Here is an 18,476-nt window from a genome sequence, read left to right as displayed (position 1 = left end):
ACTAAAGAGAAAAGCCATGCGGCGATTGTTTTTGGCCGGAAACGGCCGAGCCGCCGGGAGCGCGACGGGATTTCCCGGTTGTTTCAGAGGTCTTACCGATTTTTGTTTTTTACACATAATTTCGATGGCGGTTTTGCTTGGAGCGGTGCTGGCCGGTTCGGCATGGGGGCAGTCCAATTTCAATCTGACCGGTTCGGTTCACAGCAGTGACGAAGGGGCTCCTGTCCAGGGAGCCGCGGTGGAACTTACCGGAACCGGTTATAATGCGGTCACCGACCAGTTCGGCTATTTCGGTTTCGATAATCTGCCGCCGGGGAAGTACCATCTGGCGGTGTATGCGCCGGGATATGCCGATTTCCGCATGGATGAAATTCAAATCAAAGCCGGTATGACAAAGCGGGTGAGTATCCGGATCGAACCGAAATTGTATTATCTGGACAAGATAATGGTTACGGAAACGAGACTACATGTCAGCAGTGATCGGGTTGAGATTATTAACCGTCGGGAGATCGAGCAAACCGGGGCCCGGGATTTACCCCAGCTACTGGAGAATGTTCGCGGGGTTTATATCCAGAGGGCCGGTACCGGAGGCGGGCAGTCCCGGATAAGAATCAGGGGGAGCGATCCCAAGTATGTACTGGTACTGATAGATGGACAGAAAATTAATCCCTCGAGCAGCGGGGTGGCGGATTTAAACTCGATACCGATCGAGATGATCGAGCAGATCGAAATTTATCGGGGCGGCGCCTCAGCCGAATTCGGCCCTGATGCTCTCGGAGGGGTCATCAATATTATTACCCATCGAAAATTTTTATCGGGTGAATTCGAGGCTGACGCGGAGAAAACCTGGGGAAGCTGGAAAACGGAAATCAACAAACTCAGCCTGGCAGATTTTATTCCGATAGAGAATTTTTCATGCAAACTGGCTTATCAAACTCGTCAGGCGGTTGGGGATTTCGATTATGCTTACAGGGTTGAACCGGGCGACACGATTATAACCGGGACCCGGGTCAATAACGGTGTGGATTCTTACAATTATTTTGCTTCGGGGATCTATCGATTCAGCGGGCGCTGGAATATGGCCTATTCCGGGCAGTATTATCATTCGCAGAGCGGTCTTCCGGGAAATGCCCGAGATCAAAATCTCGAAGCGACTTCAACCGACGGCCGCAGATTGTTCAACCTATCCCTGGAGTATCGGGGCTCGTCGGATCGTATCTACAAACTTGAAGCCGGGTATTCCCGATATGAGCAGTTATTCAAAGATTTACAATCCCGGACCGGTTTTCATACCGAATATGTCAATGATATTTACAGCGCCCGCTATACCCAGCAACATTTGATTATGGGCGCCAACCGGCTGCGTTTCGGGCTGGAGGGCAGGAAAGATGTTCTCCGGCATGAAGATTACCTGATGCCGAAGCTTACAATGGGGCAACCGGAGCGGGACAATGCCGGCATTTTCATTACCGATGAACAGCGTTTCGATGTCTCGCGGTGGTTTCCGGCCGATGATATGGTGCTCGATGCGGCTCTTCGTTTCGATTATACCCGAACCGAAAAAGATTCGACCTCGTGGCAGGATACGGTGAAAAGCAGCAGTATTTCAAGCTGGTCGCCGAAAGTCGGGATAGCGCTTTCCAAGGGGAATAGATTCTCATATATCATCCGGGCCAATTATGGCAAGTCGTTAAGATTACCATCCATGAACGCTTTGTTTTGGAAGGGTGACGCCCGTTCAAGCGGGAATCCGGGTTTGAAGCCGGAGAGGTCCGAGCATTCCGAGGCCGGATTCGAGGTGACCGGGGGATGGGGGCCGATCAGACTATCCGGAGGGATTAATTATTTTCATTCATTTCTTCATGATCTAGTGATGTGGGTGCCGCGCAGTGGCGTCTGGCGGCCGGAAAATGTGGAAAAAGCGCAGATTACCGGCCATGAGGATTTCATCGAGATCGAACTTCTGGATCGGGTTTTCTCGTTTCAATATCAAAACACCATTACTACCGCTCTGAATAAATCGACGGGAGATCATACCGTTTACAACAAGCGGTTGGTTTTTTATCCGCATTATGTTACATCATTCACAGCCCGGGTGAATATGAAAATGTTTTATATGGCATATTCGATTCGGATGGTCGATTCGGCGTATACGCTTCGATCCAACACCAAGTATTATACCAGTTACCGGGTCGATGATATTCAGGCCGGGGTAAAAATCGGTCTTGGAAAAAGATGGCATTTGGCCGGAGATTTCAATCTTTTCAATGTTCGCGATGAAGATTATGTCCTGATGGCGAATTATCCGATGCCGGGGAGGGAATGGAATTTGGGATTGAAAATTATCTATGGCGGCAAAGATACCAATCAATAATCAAATGTTTGATATGATAAGGCAGGTATATATGAAAAGGATGAAGCAGTTTCTGTTGACGCTGATTATAATATCGGCGGTTACAGAGGCGGTGCAGGCGGAGAATCCGACCGCTTATGTGCTCAATACCAACGGGGAAACGCTCTCGAAGATCAATCTAACCACCGGGACGGTCAGTAATAATATTCTGACAATCGGGACCGATATTTTCAGTTATCCCAATCAATTGGTGATCCGGGATACCCTGGCCTATGCCGTGGCTTCGGGGACCAACGAAATCCAGGTGATAAACCTGCGGAACGAAACGACGGTTGGTTTTATCAACACCGGGACGGAATCCAACCCGTACTGGATGGAATTTTACGATGATAGGTACCTCTATGTGACACTTATGAAAAGCAACAGCGTGGCCAAGGTCGATTATATCAGCGGCAGTATTGTCGATGAGGTCGAGGTGGGAAAAAGCCCCGAAGGTATTCTGATTGTCGGCAATAAGGCCTATGTGGCCTGCACGGGGTTCGATTGGGGGACCTGGGAATACGATCCGGGACGGGTAGCTGTTTATGACATCGCCGGCGATTCAGTGAGTGGCTATATCGATGTCGGGCTTAATCCGCAATACCTGGCGCTGGATCGATTCGGCCGGATTCATGTGGTTTGCACCGGCGATTATTATACGGTTTTTGGTAAAGTGTATATTATCGATATCGGGACGGAAGCGGTTATCGACAGCGTGTCCGTAGGTGGGACGCCGGGACAGATCAGTATCGGGCCCAATAATACCGCTTGTATCGCGGCGGCCGGGTGGGAGGAAAACGGGTATATATTGACCTACAATACCGAAACCCTGGAAATATATCATAACGCGGCCAATCCGATCGAAGTCGACCTGAACTGCATGATGGCCCTTGCCTACCAGGATTCAACCATCTTCAGCGGCAGTTTTACCAATTATGTCAAAGTCATCGATACCGCCGGAGCGGTTAAAAAGAGTTACGCGGTGGGCGACGGACCGCTTCATGCGGCCTTCAATTATGCTCCCGGCGATGTTACCGGTGATTTTATGGTCAATATCCTGGATGTTACATCCATGATAAACTGGCTGTATAAAGGCGGACCGGCGCCGCGTTGGCCGGAATGGCGGGCCAATGCCGACGGTAACGGCAACTATAATATTCTCGATGCGACGTACCTTGTCAATTACCTGTATCGTGATGGTCCGCGTCCGAAAATCGGCCCGGGATGGTTAAGATTGTAAGGGCTATTTTCGTATTTCGAAAAATACCGAGGAATTATCGACCTCGACAATAGCGGCCGATCGATTGAGAGTTTTCATATATTCCCGGAATTGACCGGGTTTGATGGTGGTGGCTCGAAAACCGTCTTTGCAGACAATGACTCCATCGCCGGTCTGATCAGGATCGATTTCACCAAGCAAGCCCTCGGCCGATTGCCGATAAAACCACTTCAGACGTTCGGTCCAGAATTTTTCGGAATAGGTGGAAAAAAGGGTATGGCCGCCCGGCCGGGTAACCCGGACAGCCTCGCTGATTAAAATTAAAGGATCGGCTGCAAAAGCCGAAAGGCCATTCTGGATACAGAGAACCAGGTCGAAAATATTATCGCGAAATCCCAGCCGACCGGCATCCATCCGGATTCGGGAGTAATTGGTGCATACGCCCAATTCATTATCCATATCAAGCAGGCTGGCAAGGGAGGTGTCGATACCGACCACATGGCCGGCGCGGGGGCACAAATGTTTTACCACCCGGCCGTAGCCGCATCCCAATTCCAGAATAAGGTCGTTCGGTCGGCAAAACTGAAGAACATGATCGACTTCGGCATTAAGGTACTGGCTTATTCGCGGCGAAGCGACCTGATAGCAACGCCGCAGTTTTTCGGCCGACAGCTTTTCGGAATAATACCCACCCATAATCGAATATTATGATCTCCAAATTAAGGTTTTTCACAAATTATCATCCAATTTTGCGAATTGCCAATATTAATTCAGAAGAATAATAAGAAAAACCCCGACCGGCAAGGGGGGGCGGTCGGGGCAGGACGCAGAGAGCTATGGGGGAAATTATTTTTTTGACCAGAGGCCAAGAGCATTGCCTTCGATATCAGCAAAGGTGGCGGCATAGCCGAATTCCGGGGAAATTTGAGTTTTAGGCTGGACTTTTTTACCGCCGTATGACTCGATTTTTTGGAAAACCTTATCGATATCATCCACCTCGATATAGAGAGCGATACCGTTTTCCTTTGCGATTTTGGCCTGTTTGGAAAAACCGCCTCCGGGGCCGGCAGGGGTTTTGAAAAGGGCATATTCCATTTCGGGCATCATGGTTATTTCCCACCCGAATACCTTCTCGTAAAATTCGGCAATTTTTTTCATGTCGATACACGGGATTTCGATATGGCAGAAACCGTTCATGACCAGTCCTTTCTCTTCGGATTGATTTTGGCAGACATATTAAATACGCGGCCGTGGATTATTTGATTGAAGATAATATTGCTCCTAATTACCATTTTTTAACAAAATCGCTATCATCAAAAATTAAAGATTCAAATTGGGGAAATCAATCACATGGTCTTCCAGAGGGCCAAAATGTGATATTAAATCGACCCAGGTGGTTAATCAGAAATAAAAAAAGGGCAGGCCACCTGGTAGTCTGCCCTGCGAAAAATGAAATTCTCTCAGATATCCAGGTTGCGGACGTATTGTGCATTCTCCTGGATAAAAATCCTTCGCGGCTCGACGGCATCGCCCATCAGGGTGGAAAACAGCCGGTCGGCCTCCTTGGCATCCTCCATATTAACCAGAAGCAGGGTCCGGGTTTCGGGGTCCATGGTGGTTCGCCAGAGTTGTTCGGCATTCATCTCGCCGAGACCTTTGTAGCGCTGGACAGAAACGCCTTCACGTCCGAACTGGGTAATCACACGGTCCCGCTCCTCATCGCTGAAAGCGTACTGCTCCTTTTTTCCCTTGTAGATTCGATAAAGCGGGGGTTGGGCGATATAGATATGCCCCTGCTTGATAAGTTCTTTCATATAGCGGAAGAAGAAGGTCAGAATCAGGGTTCGGATATGGGCACCATCGATATCGGCATCGGTCATAATTATCACTTTGCCGTAGCGGAGGGCCTCGGGATTAAACTCCTCGGAACCGATCCCGGTTCCCAGGGCGGTAATCATGGCCCGGATTTCATCGTTGCTTAAAATCCGGTCGATCCGGGCTTTTTCGACATTGAGGATTTTGCCTTTAAGGGGGAGGATAGCCTGGAAGCGGCGATCCCGTCCCTGTTTGGCGGAACCTCCGGCCGAATCACCCTCAACGATATACAGCTCGCAAGATTCCGGGTCGGTGAGAGAACAGTCGGCCAATTTTCCGGGCAGAGCGGCATGGTCCAGGGTTGTTTTTCGCCGGGTCAGTTCCCTGGCTTTCCGGGCGGCCTCACGGGAACGGGCGGCCGAGATGACTTTCTCGGCGATTTTTTTCGCCACCGGGGGATTTTCGTCGAAATATTCGGACAAGTACTCGTTAATGACCGTTTCGACAATTCCGCGAACATCGGAGTTACCCAATTTGGTTTTGGTCTGTCCTTCGAACTGGGGATTGGGAACCTTGACCGAGATAATAGCTGTCAGTCCCTCGCGCGAATCATCGCCAATCGCATTCAGCCCGTTTTTGCCGTTTTTGAGCAGGTTATTCCGGGTGATATAATTATTGATACTCCGGGTCAGGGCAGTGCGAAAACCGGTCAGATGAGTGCCGCCTTCGATGGTATTGATGTTGTTGACGTACGAAAACAAATTTTCGATATAGCTGTCGTTGTACTGGATGGCAATTTCGACCTCGACCCCGTCGCGCTCTTTCTGGATATAAATCGGTTTTTTATACAGGACGTTTTTACTTTCATTGAGATATTCGACAAATGACGATATCCCGCCTTTATAAAGAAATTCGACTTTTTTACCGGACTGTTTATCGTCGAGAATAATTTTCAGTCCCCGGTTTAAGAAAGCCAGTTCGCGCATTCTCGAAGCCAGGATATCGAATTTAAATTTGATTTCGGAGAAGATATCTTTATCGGGAATAAAGGTGGTTTTTGTTCCGGTCTGTTTGCGTTTGCCGATAACCTTTACGGGTTCTTTGGCGACACCGCGCTCATACTCCTGAAAGAACACCTCGCCATCGCGGCAGACTTCGACCTTGCACCATTCGGAAAGGGCATTAACCACCGAAACCCCGACACCATGCAAACCGCCGGAGACTTTGTAGGAGGAATGATCGAATTTTCCGCCGGCATGGAGCATGGTCATAACCACTTCGAGGGCTGATTTTTTCTGGGTCGGGTGAATATCGGTGGGGATTCCGCGGCCGTCATCGGTAACGGTTATGGATTCGTCTTCATTGATATCGACGCCGATGACAGTGCAGTATCCGGCCATCGCCTCATCAATGGAATTATCCACGACTTCGTACACCAGGTGGTGCAGACCTCGCTTGCCGACATCGCCGATATACATGGCCGGGCGGCGACGGACCGCCTCGAGGCCTTTCAAAACCTGGATAGTCTTGGCATCGTAATTGGATTCTTTTTTCATTTCTTTTTCTACGGTAACCGTATCGTCCTTCATTTCAGTTCGCAATCCTTTCGCGTCATGATATAAAAAGTATCCGTTTCACAGCCCGGCCGCCCGGGACGGCATGAATTTTCTCCAGAATGGCATCCACCTCCATAGACATCTGGTGGCGCCAGACGGCATCGGGCACGGATACAAGCAGAGTATCATCGGAGAATCTTACGGCCCGGGAAACCGAGGCCATTTTATCTCCGACAATACCGGCCCAGCGGCTGACAATCCTCCAGCCGCCCAAATTATGAGCCAACCCGAGGCGGACCATAAGACCGTCCAGGAACGTTCCGAGAAGGACGGCATCCTTTTTATTACCCCCGGTATTGAATGTTTTCATAACCCTTTAAAATAGCACAATTACAAACCATTAGCAAGGGAAAAGTGTTTAGCTATCTTGCTAAAATATAATGAGTTACGACAATAATTGGGGTGTTGTTGGCGTTGAACTTCTACCAGTTTTTTTCGACTGATTTAAGCTGTTTTTTATGCGGGAATTTGGGGTTGGGAATAAAGAAATCGGGGCCCTCACGGCGGACCAGGCGGACGGTCAGATCCTGGCAAGCCTGGCAGCGCCTGATGGAGTTAAAGTGGTCTTTTTTTATCAGTCTTTTGGAGCGATGCTCCGGGGCATAGACGGGATGATTGATAATCCGGTATCCTGCCGATGGATCATTTTCATCGAGGAACTGCACACCGGCGATAATTTCTCTTGTTTCCGGATCGTAAACCGTGGCGCCGGGGCACTCAATAAACATTTTATCTTTATCGAGACATTCGTTTTCACCGAAGGGATTGACGACCTCATCGCTCTGTTCCGAGACCGGTTCGCGTTTAAGGCCTTGTGATTCGAATGGATCGGTATTTTTGTTTCTTTTATCAGAATCGATTTTTTTGCTCATGTTGCTAACCCCTGACGATGAGAAAGATTGAAAAGAAGGCGACCGTTACCGGGAGGATATAAACAAAGGAAAAGGGGAGAAAGTAAGTGGCAACAAAGGTGATGGCAACCGACGGAACGGCGACATAACGGACGATATCGAAGGAGACTTTGACAGCTTTGCTCAGTAGCAGTCCGGCGATGCTTACCAGGAGAATGGCGGCGGCAATGAGACCGGCGGTGCCGAATTCGTGTTCGACATAATTTTTAGCGGAGTCGAACAGGCCGCCCGGCTGGGTGATCTGGGTCAGGGTCGTTTGCATCAGTTCGGGGATACTCATGTTTACCTCGCGACTTAGTGATCCTCAAGCGGTTCGATAGTGAGGGATGATTCGCCGACGCGGTTGAGACCGGTCATCCGGTGGGTCAGGAAATTTTGCGATGAAATCCAGTTGTGAGATATGGCGAGGACTTCGTTATAGTCCACGTCCGATATCCAGTCAAGGATGATGGAGTCGATATTGCGGCCATTGACCTCGACATCATCCATGGTAAGCGTGAATCTGACTTGCATCGTAATAGCCCTTTCAGTGCGACCTTTTAATTTCCTGAAAGATGATTTTGCAAGCCCGATGCCGCCCCGGAGCGATTTCTGCGGTGTGACGTTAAGTTGTTACGGGACAATGCGGTAATTTACAAATTGTGCAGGATATGAACAGCCTGATGAGTGGTATGGGCGCGGTCATCATAAAAATTATATGGCGACCGGCCTATACAAAATGGGATAAGTAAAACCCCGGTCTAACCTTAAGACCGGGGTTTAAGTTTGTATTGCGGATTTTTACTGATGGTTCGGCATAAGGCCGGTTGCGTTTTGAACATGTTCTGCCGGCTACCGGATATGGGAAAGCGAAGGTGAAACGAGCAGGATATGGTTCCTCACCTGTTTGAATAGATGTCGGTATAATGTCCATATTTGATACCCGCATCACCCGGGGCGACAGGCGGACGGTTCCAGCGTGGTCCAAGAAGCTCAACCGCGCCGACAGCCGTCCCATGTTCTTTTTAATCCATAGGCACCTCCCTCACTTAATCTGGTTAAACGACTCTGACGTCGTGGGGTTATATTTAAATAAGATATTGATGTCAACCTCCGTAAATCCGGAAGGCTGATGAAGGATTATGGATATGTTCTGAGAGGGGGTGTCTTCAATATCAATATAACATTCCCGGCTCCCCTGGTCAAGTGTTTTTATTGAGAGTGATTTACAGAGCCACCGGTCGTATTTGGTACAAGTAAAAAGCCGCCGAGAAAGCATCATCGGCGGCCTTTATATTAACAGCGTCAATTCTACGGGCAGACCGGGGCCGGCCCGCTCTTGTACAGGTAACTGATCAAATATGTTGCATCAAGTATATTAACCGCGCTATTGCCGTTGGCATCCCCCGCTTGGGGAGGTACCGGGGCCGGACCATTGCGGTACATGTACGTAATAAGGAAAGTGACATCGAGAATGTTAATACTATTATTGCCGTCGGCGTCACCGCAAGTAAAAGCGGTGTAGGCAATATGGAAAGAATCATCGAAAGACTCTCCGCATTCGTCGGTTACGCGGATGGTGACATCGATTATTTCATCTTCGACCGGGGTGTATTTCCAGAACCCGTCGGATACGGTCCCGGGGCCGTCAATAACAGCACATCCATTGAGATTCCCATCGGAATCATCGGCCGTGACCGGCAGGCTGATTTCCGTCGGCGGCATTATCTGCGTGATGGAAGAATCGGGCGGAACGGCGCAGGTCGGGGGATGGTTGATATCGAAGATGACGATAAAATCGGATTCGCAGGAGAAGCCCGAAGAATCGGTACACCGGATAGTGATCTCCAGAGTATCGGGCCCGGAAGGAGTGTAGTACCAGTTGCCCTCGATTACCTGCCCGGCCCCGCGAACCAGTTCCGGGCCGGAGGCCAGATTGCCATCGGGATCATAGCAGGCCACCGGCAAAACCACCTCGGAAGTTGTGCACTGGAAGATCACGGTGTCGGACGGTGTTTCGCAGATCGGGGGGAGATTGCCGATCACCTCGGTTTCCCCGAGATAGGGTTTAAAATTCTGCTTAGTAACGGTAACATTGATAAATCCATCACTGGCCGGGGAGATATCGATCAAGGCATCACCGGAGGCATCGGTGTAGGTCCGGGCAAATATTTCCGAGCCTTTGGACAGGCAGACCAGGGCGCCGGCCACCGGCCCGCCGTATTTCTCCACATGGACAGGGAATGATTGCGGCAGGGCTTCGATTTCGTCGGCATGAGTGACGGTAAAGGTTTCGACCAATCCGGTCCAGAGAGTCATCTCCGGCTCGCCGAGAAGGTTGAAAGTCCAGTCGCTGTACGGCCAGACCTGATCGATATTGGTAGCGCTTTTACTGTAAGCCAGAATATCCCCGAGACGGGTGAGATTCTGATTGAAAAGGCCTTTCCAGCAGTACAGGTCGAGTTGTGAGGAGAGACTCAAGGGATCGCCGACATAGAACCAGCCGCTTCTCGTGTTTCCGGTGAAGGAAATCGCACCGGTGGTATCGTTATCGAGGATAAAATGTTCCGAGATGGCGTCCTCGATATCCATCCGGTTGGCATGGCAGCCGACCGACCAAATATTGCAGTACTTATGATAATTGGTCAGGTACGGAATATCATAATAACTGATATACCAGCCGTGGTTCCGATCCCCTGTGCCCATAACAGAATAATTGGCATGATCATTGTGATTGAGAAGATTCTGGCCGTCATTGATAGCCGCCAGAAAAGCATCGCGATGGTTGCCGGCATCGGTATCATAAATTTTCGTCACCGCGAAACGGGAAGGGATATAGTTGATATCAATACTGTCTTTGAGATACTGTCCCCGGGTCAGGGTGTAGTAGGGCGGATCGGAAGCGATGGTCAGGTCCATACCGAGCAGGGTGATATCGAGAGCGTAATTCAATTCGGGGGGATTAGTTTCATATTCGATAACTTTGTTGACGAAGCGGGTCACCTCGGTCGATCCCTCGGCAGTGGAACGCCCGACATAAACCTCGGGTTCCCAGTCATCATCGTAATCGGCGTAGTAGTTGTCGCTGGGAACGCTTTCGCTTTCATAAGTTCGGTAAGCAAAGGGGATGGTGGTATTTTCTCCACCGATCAGGAAATACATCGTGGCCCAGTTCTGATGCGCATCGATGATAAAATTACGGATTTTGGCTTTATTGTCAGTACCGCTGTAATTGGCGTAGATGAAATCGGTGGTGATGACGGTATCTCGGACGCCTTTTCGGGTATGCCAATCGGCCAGGGGTTGATATGATGAGGCGTTGGCGGTCGAGGTGATAATGACGTGATCGAAGGGTGTTGCCGAAGGCAGAGCGGTCGATGATTTGTTAAGTCCCGTCGATGAACTCAGGAAAATATCCTCAGGATTTATAACGGTTAGGGCCAGGCGGTCCTCGTAAATGGTTCGAATTTGATCGGAAGCATTTTCCGGGAGATAATCACCGCAACGGTAACCGTCGGTACCGTGCAGGATGAATTTAATATTTGTGGCCAGGGTTAATTTTTTTTCAGCGGGCAGGTATTGAACCGGGCAGACCGTCACCAGGGCAAATGATTGCCCGGCCAAATCGGATTGGCCGTCGAGGATGATTATTTGATTGGGATATGATGATGCGGAGCGGTAAATATCCGGATCGGGGGCGATAAATTCGGCATCATCAACCGAGTTCCCGATTTCAAGAGGGAGCTGAGCCGGAAAAATGTTGTATTGACCGGCGATATCTTCAAAATTTATTTCCTCGATTTCGATCGAGGTGACTTTCATCCCATCGGGTATGGCTATTTTCAGTTGACGCGAAGGCAACATGGGGGCGCCGGGCAGGTTGAGATAATTATGATCGACCATGCGGATTATGTCGTAATCCATGATTTTATCGACTTGGAGCTGATCGCTTGAGAAGCCAATGGTCCGGCTGATCGCAAATGATTCATCGGCGGCCAATGCGGCAGTCGAGATAAAAAGAAAACCCGCCCAGAGGGCGAGGCACCGGATCGGGAAGCTAAGTCTTTGCAATGATTTCATTTATCCACCTCGGCAAGTAGTAATAGTTTCCATTCTCATGCGGTAGGCTCGAGCCGAGGGTAAGTAAATATTCTGCAAATCGGCTCGATGTCGGCCTTTATCGCCCGGCATTCAAAAGTCATATCGCTTATGAATTATACTAAATTAAATGAAACTGTCAAAGCGCATTTTGTCTCCCGGGTGTCTTCAAAGGATGTTCATTTTATTGGCGGGCAAGCAATTGGAATATCCCCGGAGGGATCATTCGATCCGGTAAATCGGATTATATGATCCTTATTCAGGTATTGACGAGTATAAAAAAGGCCAGCCATGTCAGCTGTCCTTTTTTTAAATTTCAATTGGCTTCTTATGGACAATTTGGAGCCGGACCACTCTTATACAGGTAGTTAATCAAATAAGTAGCGTCAAGAATATTGATGGATAAACTATGATTAACATCGGCCGCCTCCTCGGGATCCGGGGCCGGTCCGCCTTTATAAAGATAGTTAATCAGGAAAGTGACATCGAGAATATTTACGGCCCCGCTCCCGTCGGCATCACCGCAGGTATAATCGCAGGCATCGCCGACCCCGTTGCCATTGGCATCTTCCTGACCGGGATTGGGGACTTCAAGGCAGTTGTCACAGGCGTCACCAACGGTATCGGAATCACCATCGGCCTGATCGAGATTATCGACGGCAGGGCAGTTATCGCAGGCATCGCCCAATGAATCCGCATCGGAATTGGCCTGGCTGGTATTGGCCAGATAGGTGCAATTATCACAGGCGTCGCCGACATTGTCGGAATCGGTATCTTCCTGGCCGGCATTGGTTACCGTCGGGCAATTATCACAGGCATTGCCGAAGGCATCTTCATCGGAATTAAGCTGGTCGGGATTGGCGGTATTCACGCAGTTATCGCAAACATCGCCGACATCGTCGGAATCGGCATCCTCCTGGCCGGTGTTGGCAATACCGCTGCAATTATCGCAGGCATCACCGACCTCATCGCCATCGGAATCGGCCTGATCGGTATTATAGGCATAGGGGCAGTTATCGCAGGCATCGCCGAGACCATCGCCGTCGGAATCAAGCTGGTCGGGATTGGAAACCGTGGGGCAATTGTCGGTGGGGCAGCGATTATCGGGATAACCGGGGTCGCCATAACCATCATTGTCGGAATCGAAACATGGAGGCGGGGTCCAGTCGCTGAGGAAATACAGGATATTGGCAATTACGGTATCGCGCTTGTCATAGCTGCTGAAATCACTGGAAATGGCTTCATAGCCCCAGTTGAAATAAACGACCCGGAAATCGCCCTCGTAGCTGAGGGCCGAGGGGCCGCCGCTCTTGAAATTAAAAGCGGCTATGGCCGGGCTGATAACTTCAATCATCTGGGAAAGGGTGAATTCCTGATTGGCGCCGCTGATATAGCGAAGGCTGAGACCATCACCGATCGGAGAACCGGCCACGCCGTCATGCTTCAGGTTGAAATACATGATATCCGGGCGGGCGTGAAGATAATCGACCATAAACGAGGAATCCTCGTTGTAAATCTCGTTGGCCAGACCCTGGCCGGTTAAAAACAGGTTCCCGCCGTTATCGAGATAATCCTTAAGTGCGGTATAATCGGCAACCTGGAGCAGGTTGGAGGAAGTGTCTCCGGTGAACCAGATGACGGTTCCATATTCATTCAGGATCAGGCTTGAAGGCGAACCCTGAGTCTGTTTGTGCCAGATATCGGTCGGGGCCATTTTGGCTTTCAAATCATCATAGTACAGGTTTTCATAGGAGCCGCTGCGATCATCATCGACCAGGAGAATATCGGTTTTGCCGATGACTTTCTCGAAAGCGAATTGGGTCTGATACCCCTCGGTGGTTTCGATGGTTACATAGAACGAATCATAAATCGGATAGGCAATATCCGGAACCGAGAAAACCATCGGGTCGCCGCTGTTGTCGGCCGAACCGCCATCACCGCCGATATACGGGAGCACGATTGACTGGGTCGGGTAGGTGACACCCGGATCGTTTGAAGTGATAGTGATGGCGGCATTGGTGGCGCTTTTCCATTCGTTGGAAAGATAGAGATAAACTTCGACATCCTCCAGGGGATCAAGAATACCGTCGGCATTGTAATCATCGAAGAAGATCGAATCGACGGTGAAATAGGGTCGTGACCATTCGATATCGAGGTTGGCGGTCATCAGTGAATCGGAATTGGAGACGTTCCAGACCGAAACCTGGGTTATTGCACCGCTGTAGTAACGGCTGTTGGGGGTGGTGCGGTCGTCGAAAGAGCGGACATTGAGCGGTCCCGGGTAAAGATCGGCGGCGTCACCGTCATTGTCAGCCCATTCCAGTTGAAATTGGCCATCGGCCTGTTCGAGAGCGACCTGGTAATGGTCGACATCATCATTACCCCAGCGGGAATCATCGACATGATAGATCGCCAACCCGGCGCCGGGAAGGAATAGATCGGAACCGACCCGCTGTCGATTTTCAACCAGAAAATATTCGTTACCGACCGCTCCCCCGGCCGCCAGCCGATAGACCACAGATTCGGATTCCGATTGGGGAATGGGAACATCGATCATGTTGGCGGTTACATTGATGGGTTCGACAAAACCGACATAGGATTTGCACCAGGCGTCGAAATGGGCCGGGCTTTTGCCGCCGTTATTCCAGCTGCCGGCGGCCATCAGTGACCAGTTTCCCAATCCGGCCGAGGTGGACGGATCATAGTCGGTATCATACAGATCGGGGAGACCCAGGACATGGCCGAATTCATGGGCGAAAACGCCGAAATCGGTAACCGACTGGGTATTGATTCGCTCTTCGGGTTCGCAGGAATAAGTCTGAATCCAGACCCCGTCGAGATAGACACGATTGCTGTACAGACTCCACTGGTGGGAATGGATATCATCATCACTCCCGGTTTCTTCGCGTCCGGGTCCGGAATGGATAATAAAAAGGCCGTCCACGTAACCATCGGGAACGCCGGACGGGCCATAGGTATCATACAGCGAAAAATCAACATCGGCATCAGCCGCCAGGACGGCATATCGGGTCAGGCCCTGGGAATTCTGTGGAAAGGATCCCATACCGGCCAGCCCGTTGACGTAGTAAGTGTAATCATGGGGCATCCGATACCACCCGTAAGCATCTCCGATAACATAGAATGTACCATAGGAATTCTTCAGGTAGAATTCGGTCAAGGAACCGGTTGGATTGATACCATTTTCAGAGAAAAGCACCGAATCGAAATCTTCCGGTGATCCGGCCACGACCCCGGCCGTATATGGCTGATCGTCGAAATCGACCAGGATGACAATAGCCCGAAGAGTATCGACTTCACCCGATGAAGTCGAGAGTCTTTTAATAGCGGTGGTTCGTTCAGGGTTGTTTATCCCTTTGGCGTGGGCATCGACGAGGGATTTCATGAAATCGGTGAGTCGTCCTTCACTGCGAAGTCGTTCGACCAGTTCGGGAGACGGCGGTGAGGCATAGGCGGCGATTCCCAGAAGAAGACATAAAACAGCAATTCCAATAGCCAGCCTGGATCCGATAAAGAGATTCATAATTATATTCCCCGAGTTTAGATTAAAATTCCTATTCCTTTAACAAGACCGAATTCAATTTGTTCACTGCCGCAGGCAGACCAGTCCGGTCCGTTATTATATTTTTTCGGTATTCTCCTGTCACCCTTCACTAAAATATGGCGTATGGCGGGTATCTGAGGGATCTTTATTTTTCTATTTTATAAAATACGCACAGAAGCCCTTTTGTCAAGCGGGGAATTGTCTCACTTGCGGTTAGAGATCAATTGCGGATGTTTCAAGGGGAAATTCAGAATGCGAGTCCGATATCGATATAAAATTGATCCGGATGATTACCGGATTTGCCGTAGCCGAAATCGATCGGACCGATAGGCGAATCATAGGCCAGCGAAAATCCGAAACCATGACGAATATTCTTCAATTTGATCTGATCGACCGTGCTGTAAACCTGACCGAGATCATATCGCGAGGAGAGGTAGAAGCGATACGGTAATTTAAATCGAAGCTCGAAATTGCCCTGGATCATTTTGCCGTCGACCAGTTCATCGGTTTGAAAGCCATAAAAAGAATAATGACCGCCGAGGTAAAATTTTTCGGAATCGGGAAGGCCGTGTTCGGCATCGATATGCCCGATAGCCAGCCGGGGATGGAAATTAATCCGGTCAGTAATGGAAAAATAGGATTCAATGGAACTGAAAATCCGGGTATACTCTATTTGTCCTCCCAGAATATCGGCGGCATATCTTAAATTGAAGAGGTGTTTTTTCCCGCCGGTCGGGAAGGGATAGCGATTTATGGTCTCGACACGGGAATTAAGTTCCAGGGAGCGAAGTTTGATCTTTTCGATTCTTCCTCCCGGTGAATATTTATTTTCCACATTTTCCCATCTGACCCCACTGGTTAAGGTACCCAGACGGGCCAGCTGGTGACCGAGGAGGAATTCGAACCCATAGCTGTTTTCCCGGAAAGATGAATCGGTTTCACCATCGGGATTATAAATTTTGCGATCGAGGATGTTATAGAAGGCCCTGGTTCGATAGGTCAGGTAGGTGGAGAAAAAACGATCGGCCTTGAGGGATAATTCATATCTCTGGCGGCGGTCGGCATAGCGGGCGTGGACAAGAAATTCCTGGCCGGTACCGAACAGATTATCATCGAGGATTTCCAGAAACTGCTCGCTGTAGTATTCATCATCCCAGTGCCAGCCCAGACGAAGCTGGGTGAATTTACGCTCCTCGACCGCAATGCGGACAATGGCGCCGCTGTCTCCGGGGACAATATTCATGGTTACCCGTTCGAACAGGTCGGTGGCAAAGATATTGTTAATGCCTTTGCGGGCTTCACGGGAATTGAAGGGGCGGTTGATATTTAAGGGGAAATTGGCTTTAATCAGCCATTGTTTGGTCCGTTTGTTGCCGGTTACTTTGATTGCCTCGATTATGGCTTCATCGATATCAATGTTCAGGGTATTGTTTTCGGGATCAAAAGTCAGCCTTCGGACATGAGCCAGGTCGAACCCCCTGTATTTATAAAGCGCCACCAGGCTGTCGGAAAAGGATTCGATATCCTCGGCCGAAAGAAAATTGTCTTCGGTACTCAGCAATCCGGCCAGCAGAGAATCGCTGAAAATATGGTTACCATTGATTATGACCGAAAGCCGCGACATGTCGGGTCGGGGTGTCATTTTTACCAGGACAGCAACGTTATCTGATTGACCGGGTTTCGAGGGAAGGTCGATGATATTTGTTTCAAGGCAAAGCAGTTGATGGTCGCTGAAAAAACAATTGATCAGGATATTTATCGAATCGGCGGAAATAATCGTTCCTGTTTTCAGAGGAAAAGCATGCTTTTCATATTCAAGGCCCGGTGTTTCAAAACAGATGTCGACCAGATGGAGCAAACGCGTTTCATGGCTGTTATCCAGAACCCACTCCAGTTCCGGGATAATGGCCTTTCCGGCCTTGTAGCCCAGTTCAATCAGGCTGTCGGCTTTATCGAAATCAGTGCCGGGATATTGAGACAGATCGGGGGATATGACCAAATCCGCCTCGCGGAGAGCCGTCTCGAGTTTGTCGATGGTCATGATGGAAGTGACCTGGTTGGCGATATCGACCGGATCGTTGATTTTATCTTTCGGCAGGAGATCGCTGGTGGTATTGACGGCGACGATTAAATCGAGATCAGGGGCAAGGCGGCGGACGACATTGACCGGGATAGGATCGACCATGCCTCCATCCATCAGGATCATATCCCCGGTTTCCACGCCGGTAAAGGCCAGCGGGAAAGCCATCGTGGCTCTCATGGCATCGGCCAGATTTCCTCTGGCGAGGATTTTTTCGCGACCGGAGACAATATCGGTAGTGACGGCTCTATAGGGGATATGCAAACGATTGAAATCGCCTCCGGAAATGTAATTGGCTTTCATGGTCAGGCGGCTGAGGAGGTCGCTCAGTCTCTGTCCGGCGGTCAGGCCGCTGGGAATATAGGGATGAAAACCATCGAACCGAATGGATATCAAATATCGTTCCATCTCCTCCCGCTGGGTGGGGAACATGGACATCCGGGCCGGTTTATTGGTAAACAGTTTATTGAAGTCGATATCACCGATAATACTGTCGAGGTCATCGGCGCTGTAACCGGAGGCATAGAGTCCCCCGATAATACCGCCGATGGAAGTTCCGGCAATAGCGCCGATCCGGATATCGGCTTCCTCGAAGGCCTTTAAAACGCCGATTTGAGCCAACCCCCGGGCTCCGCCCCCGGATAAAGCCAGCCCGATTTTATATCCCGCTTCGGCCGGCTGATAGCCTGTTTCGCACCAGCCGATCCGAATGGTGGTGGTGTCGCCGACGGCGGTCCCGGCCAGAATCAGGCAGACGAGCATAATCAGCCCGATAGATTTAGCTTGCATTTTACTCAGTTTCAT

General features: G+C 50.0%; 12 protein-coding genes. 2 read left to right on the top strand and 10 right to left on the bottom strand.

What is annotated here, in order from left to right; all coding sequences use genetic code 11:
- Positions 1-16 precede the first annotated feature (16 nt).
- Entirely contained in the window at positions 17-2,374 is a 2,358-nt protein-coding gene (locus JXQ28_04105) for a TonB-dependent receptor (GenBank protein MBN2276914.1), read from the top strand.
- Positions 2,375-2,405: 31 nt separating this feature from the next.
- On the top strand, positions 2,406-3,632 hold the full coding sequence (locus tag JXQ28_04100; protein MBN2276913.1) for a hypothetical protein: 1,227 nt from the start codon (positions 2,406-2,408) through the stop codon (positions 3,630-3,632).
- Positions 3,633-3,635: 3 nt separating this feature from the next.
- On the opposite strand, the gene JXQ28_04095 is transcribed toward JXQ28_04100, so the two are convergent.
- The 10 genes from JXQ28_04095 to JXQ28_04050 form a co-directional block, all read right to left on the bottom strand.
- Positions 3,636-4,307, bottom strand: coding sequence for a class I SAM-dependent methyltransferase (locus JXQ28_04095; protein MBN2276912.1), 672 nt, complete (start codon positions 4,305-4,307; stop codon positions 3,636-3,638).
- A 150-nt stretch (positions 4,308-4,457) separates the two neighbouring features.
- Entirely contained in the window at positions 4,458-4,808 is a 351-nt protein-coding gene (locus JXQ28_04090; protein ID MBN2276911.1) for a VOC family protein, read from the bottom strand.
- Between the two features lie 263 nt (positions 4,809-5,071).
- On the bottom strand, positions 5,072-6,982 hold the full coding sequence (gene gyrB, locus JXQ28_04085; protein ID MBN2276910.1) for a DNA topoisomerase (ATP-hydrolyzing) subunit B: 1,911 nt from the start codon (positions 6,980-6,982) through the stop codon (positions 5,072-5,074).
- A gap of 55 nt (positions 6,983-7,037) precedes the next feature.
- Positions 7,038-7,352, bottom strand: coding sequence for a DUF721 domain-containing protein (locus JXQ28_04080; protein MBN2276909.1), 315 nt, complete (start codon positions 7,350-7,352; stop codon positions 7,038-7,040).
- A 112-nt stretch (positions 7,353-7,464) separates the two neighbouring features.
- Positions 7,465-7,914, bottom strand: coding sequence for a hypothetical protein (locus JXQ28_04075; protein ID MBN2276908.1), 450 nt, complete (start codon positions 7,912-7,914; stop codon positions 7,465-7,467).
- A gap of 4 nt (positions 7,915-7,918) precedes the next feature.
- Entirely contained in the window at positions 7,919-8,233 is a 315-nt protein-coding gene (locus JXQ28_04070) for a hypothetical protein (protein MBN2276907.1), read from the bottom strand.
- A 14-nt stretch (positions 8,234-8,247) separates the two neighbouring features.
- Complete coding sequence (locus JXQ28_04065; GenBank protein MBN2276906.1) at positions 8,248-8,466, bottom strand: hypothetical protein; 219 nt, start codon at positions 8,464-8,466, stop codon at positions 8,248-8,250.
- 777 nt (positions 8,467-9,243) lie between these two features.
- Positions 9,244-12,012: a hypothetical protein gene (locus JXQ28_04060; GenBank protein ID MBN2276905.1), complete on the bottom strand. Its 2,769-nt coding sequence runs from the start codon at positions 12,010-12,012 to the stop codon at positions 9,244-9,246.
- Between the two features lie 346 nt (positions 12,013-12,358).
- Positions 12,359-15,571 (bottom strand): M6 family metalloprotease domain-containing protein, encoded by a 3,213-nt coding sequence (locus JXQ28_04055; GenBank protein MBN2276904.1) that lies wholly within the window; start codon positions 15,569-15,571, stop codon positions 12,359-12,361.
- A 268-nt stretch (positions 15,572-15,839) separates the two neighbouring features.
- The gene (locus tag JXQ28_04050) at positions 15,840-18,461 is read right to left on the bottom strand and encodes a BamA/TamA family outer membrane protein (GenBank protein MBN2276903.1); all 2,622 of its coding nucleotides are present in this window, start codon (positions 18,459-18,461) and stop codon (positions 15,840-15,842) included.
- Positions 18,462-18,476: the final 15 nt, after the last annotated feature.

The sequence above is a fragment of the Candidatus Zixiibacteriota bacterium genome (assembly GCA_016933955.1).
Taxonomy (GTDB): Bacteria; Zixibacteria; MSB-5A5; order GN15; family PGXB01; genus JAFGTT01.
Note: the sequence above shows the minus strand (reverse complement) of the source record. Positions and strands in the feature narration are given on the sequence as shown.